Here is a 3,902-nt window from a genome sequence, read left to right as displayed (position 1 = left end):
CCCTCTCTCTAAGAGAGAGGGCGCGCCGCACCTGATTTCCGCTCGGGGTCGCAAGCGGAAGCCCCCTTATCAACTCAGGATAGAAAACGCGCGTGAAGTTCTCTATCGTCGAATCCTGAAACGAAGGAGATAGGTCGTGTTCCTGAGAGCCCTGCTTTCCCGCTTCGAAGCCAAGCCGCTCAAGACGACGGCCCTGGTGATCGTCGCGATCGTGGCCGCACGACTGGCGGGCGAGTTGGGGATCGGCTTCGTGGGCGGGGTCATCACGGGTTTCACAGACGGGATCTAGCCGACCGCGGGAGGTCTGGAGACCGGGGGGCTCGAGGTCCCTACCCCGCCGCCCGGTCCCGCTCCAGGGCCTCGGCCATGCGGACCAGTTCCGCGAAGGAGCCGGCCTGCATCTTCTTCATCAGGCTGCCGCGGTGGAGCTTGACGGTGATCTCCTGGAGGCCGAGTTCGCCGGCCACCTGCTTGTTGAGCAGGCCGGTGGTGACCAGGGTCATGACCTGCTGTTCGCGCGGGGTCAGGCCGTCGAAGCGGGCTTTCACCTCGGCGACGTCGCGGGCCAGTTGGCGACGCTTTCCGTCTTTCGCCAGGGCGGCGGTGACGGCGTCGATGACGTCCTGGTCTCGGAAGGGCTTGGCGAGGAAATCGACCGCCCCGGCCTTCATGGCGCGCACGGTCATCGGCACGTCGGCATGGCCGGTCATGACGATGACGGGCGCGCGCACCCGGCGGGCGGCCAGGGCTTCCTGCAAATCGAGGCCGCTCATCTTGGGCATGCGCACATCGACGAGGATGCAGCAGGCGCTGTCGGGCATCGGCGCATCCAACAGGGCCTGGGCCGAAGCGTAGAGCGCCGTCTGCAGGCCGACCGACCGGAACAGCTTGTCCATCGAGCTGCGGAACAGCTCGTTGTCGTCGACGATCAGCACGGTCTGCACCGCTTCTTCCGCCTGCCGTTCCGCCTTGGCCATCCCCGCCTCCACCAAGCTAAGCTGGGGCCCCCGCCCCTCTTCCGACAAGCGCCGCCTCAGGCCTCGCCGAGCATCGTCTTCAAGCTGGCCTCGATCCGATCGGGCGCGCAGGGCTTTTCGAGAAAATCCCGGGCGCCGGCCGCCAGGGCCTGGTCGCGCATGTCCGGAAAGGCCGTCACCACCACGACCGGCAGGTCCGGATGGCTGCCCCGCAGGCGGCGCAGCAAATCCAGGCCCGAGATCTCGGGCATGTGGATGTCGGTGACGACCACGGCCCAGGTCTCCGGCCCGGAGGCCAGGAAGCTCGCCGCCGAGCCGAACACGCCGACCTCCAGCCCGAAGGAGCGGATCAGCCGCGCCAGGCCGGAACGGACGAGGGCGTCGTCGTCGATGACGGCGATGGCGCGCCGGCGGGACATGGCGTTTCTCTAAGCACGCCCGGAACTTGGACGCTGACGAGGAAGCCTTAGACCCCCGCTCCCGGCGGCGACACCCATACAGTGGTTTAGGCGCGGGGCTCAGATGCTGGGTTGGGGCGCCTCGAAGCTGCGTGGCTCGCCCCGGTCGATCGGGCTCGGCGGACGCGGAGCGGCGTCGCTGCGGACAGGCGCCGGCGTGGCGAGACCGTCGTGGGCGAAGTCGTCGACGGCGATGACCTCGGCCACCGCCTTGTCGGCGGCGTCGAGGGCGGCGGCCTCGTCGGCGGTGATCAGGCCCTGCTCCCAGGCGAGGCGACGGTCGCGGACCTTGGCGGCCTTGAGCCGGTCGTGGATCGGCTGGGTGGCGACCACGCGCTCGAAGGCGTCGATCAGCTGGCCGACCGCCTCGTCCTTGCCGCCGACATAGACGTTCTCGACCAGGCGGTCGCGGGGCTCGGATGGGTGGATCAGCAGCTCGGCGCAGGCGCGGGTGAGATTGTCGGACGGCCCGCGGCGACGGGCGCCGAACGGCAGGATGGCGGCGCGCAGCAGCCAGCCGGCCAGGCGGTTGGGCAGGTTGGCGAACAGCTCGTCGAAGCGCTGCTCGATCGTGGCGAAGGCGGTGTCGGCGCACCAGTGCAGCAGCGGAAAGTCGGCGTCCTGGCGGCCCTCGTCCTCCCAGCGCTTGAGGGCGCCCGACAGGAAATAGAGCTCCGACAGGATGTCGCCCAGCCGCGCCGACAGCATCTCGCGGCGTTTCAGGTCGCCGCCCAGGGTCAGAAGGGCGATGTCGGAGGCCAGGGCGAAGGCGGCGCTGTAGCGGCCCATCTGGCGATAGAAGCGGGTCGCCCGGCCGGCGTCGGGAACCGGCGAGACCGCGCCATTGGTCCAGCTGCGGGCCACGGTGCGCAGGCCGTTGCGAAGGCTGTGGGCGACGTGCTTCCAGAAGGCTTCGTCGAAGCGGTCGAGATCCTGCTCGCCGATCGCCAGGATCTCTTCGAGCATGTAGGGGTGCGCGCGGATCGCGCCCTGGCCGAACACCATCAGGCTGCGGGTCAGGATGTTGGCCCCCTCGACGGTGATGCCGACCGGCACGGCGCGGTACTGGGCGCCCATGTAGTTGCGCGGCCCCTCGATGATCGCCTTGCCGCCGTGTACGTCCATGGCGTCGTTGACGACGATCCGCATCCGCTCGGTGGCGCCGGACTTCAGCAGGGCCGAGATCACCGACGGGTGGTGACCCAGATCCAGGCCGGTGCAGGTCAGGCGGCGCGCGCCATCGACCAGGTAGGCGGCGCCCGCGATGCGGGCCAGGCGCTCCTGCACGCCCTCGAACTTGCCGATCGGCACGTTGAACTGGCTGCGCACCCGGGCGTAGGCGCCGGTGGTCAGGGCGCTGAAGGCGGCCGCCGCGCCCGACAGGCCCGGCAGCGAGATGCCGCGCCCGGCCGCCAGCGCCGTCATCAGCATCTTCCACCCCTGCCCGGCCCGCTCGGCTCCGCCGATGACCAGGTCCATGGGAATGAAGACGTCCTTGCCCCAGTTGGGACCGTTCTGGAAGGTCTGGAAGGCCGGCAGGTGGCGGCGGCCGATCTCGACGCCGGGCGTGGTGGTCGGCACCAGGGCGCAGGTGATGCCGACGTCTTCCTCGCCGCCCAGATAGCCGTCGGGGTCGCGCAGCTTGAAGGCTAGGCCCAGCACCGTGCAGACGGGTCCCAGGGTGATGTAGCGCTTGTGCCAGTTCAGGCGGATGCCCAGCACCTCGCGGCCTTCCCAGGTTCCGCGACAGACCACGCCCTCGTCGATCATCGCCCCGGCGTCGGAACCGGCCTCGGGGCTGGTCAGGCCGAAGGCGGGCACCTCGCGGCCGTCGGCCAGGCGGGGCAGCCAGTGGTCCTGCTGGGCCTTGGTCCCGAAGCGCAGGATCAGTTCGCCCGGGCCCAGGGAGTTCGGCACCATGGTCGTCACCGCCGCCGACACCGAGCGGGTGGCGATGCGGCGGACGATCTCGGCGTGGCCGAAGGCCGAGAAGCCTAGGCCGCCGTATTCCTTCGGGATGATCATCCCGAAGAACTTCTGCTCCTTCAGGAAGGTCCAGACCTGCGGCGGCAGGTCCCGGGTCTTCCAGGTCATGGTCCAGTCGTCGAGCATGGCGCAGAGCTGCTCGACCGGGCCGTCCATGAAGGCCTGCTCGTCGGGGCGCAACCGGGGCTTGGGGAACGACAGCAGTTCGTTCCAGTCGGGATCGCCGGTGAACAGCGCCGCGTCCCACCAGGTGTCGCCGGCGTCGATGGCGTCGCGCTCGGTCTGCGACAGGGCCGGCATCACGCCCTGCGCCCACTGGAAGATCGGCCGGGTGAGGAGATCCCGACGCAGGGAGGAGAAGCTGGTCATGACGCCCGCCTTGGTTACTGGTCGGGGGTCAAACGCGTTTCGAAGCCCGAGCGATCCTTCTCCCCTTGCGGGAGAAGGTGGCGGCCGAAGGCCGACGGATGAGGGGTCTCTC

At 69.6% G+C, this 3,902-nt stretch carries 4 protein-coding genes; 1 reads left to right on the top strand and 3 read right to left on the bottom strand.

Going from position 1 to position 3,902, the window contains the following annotated elements; all coding sequences use genetic code 11:
• The first annotated feature begins 136 nt into the window (after positions 1–136).
• Positions 137–289, top strand: coding sequence for a hypothetical protein (locus tag DMC18_RS26025; protein WP_158285906.1), 153 nt, complete (start codon positions 137–139; stop codon positions 287–289).
• Positions 290–329: 40 nt separating this feature from the next.
• Here the strand turns inward: DMC18_RS26025 and DMC18_RS12800 are convergent, their stop codons facing one another.
• From DMC18_RS12800 to DMC18_RS12790, 3 genes are all read right to left on the bottom strand, one after another.
• Positions 330–977, bottom strand: coding sequence for a response regulator transcription factor (locus tag DMC18_RS12800; RefSeq protein ID WP_110119388.1), 648 nt, complete (start codon positions 975–977; stop codon positions 330–332).
• A gap of 56 nt (positions 978–1,033) precedes the next feature.
• Entirely contained in the window at positions 1,034–1,396 is a 363-nt protein-coding gene (locus DMC18_RS12795) for a response regulator transcription factor (protein WP_110119389.1), read from the bottom strand.
• A 99-nt stretch (positions 1,397–1,495) separates the two neighbouring features.
• Positions 1,496–3,790: an acyl-CoA dehydrogenase gene (locus DMC18_RS12790; protein ID WP_110132977.1), complete on the bottom strand. Its 2,295-nt coding sequence runs from the start codon at positions 3,788–3,790 to the stop codon at positions 1,496–1,498.
• Between the last annotated feature and the right edge of the window lie 112 nt (positions 3,791–3,902).

The organism is Caulobacter sp. D5, from assembly GCF_003185805.1.
Lineage (GTDB): Bacteria > Pseudomonadota > Alphaproteobacteria > Caulobacterales > Caulobacteraceae > Caulobacter.
Note: the sequence above shows the minus strand (reverse complement) of the source record. Positions and strands in the feature narration are given on the sequence as shown.

What these genes read in the sequence shown, in the direction of transcription:
- DMC18_RS12795 (WP_110119389.1), bottom strand. Translation starts at nt 1,396, where the DNA reads ATGTCCCGCCGGCGCGCCATCGCCGTCATCGACGACGACGCCCTCGTC.
- DMC18_RS12790 (WP_110132977.1), bottom strand. Translation starts at nt 3,790, where the DNA reads ATGACCAGCTTCTCCTCCCTGCGTCGGGATCTCCTCACCCGGCCGATC.
- DMC18_RS12800 (WP_110119388.1), bottom strand. Translation starts at nt 977, where the DNA reads ATGGCCAAGGCGGAACGGCAGGCGGAAGAAGCGGTGCAGACCGTGCTG.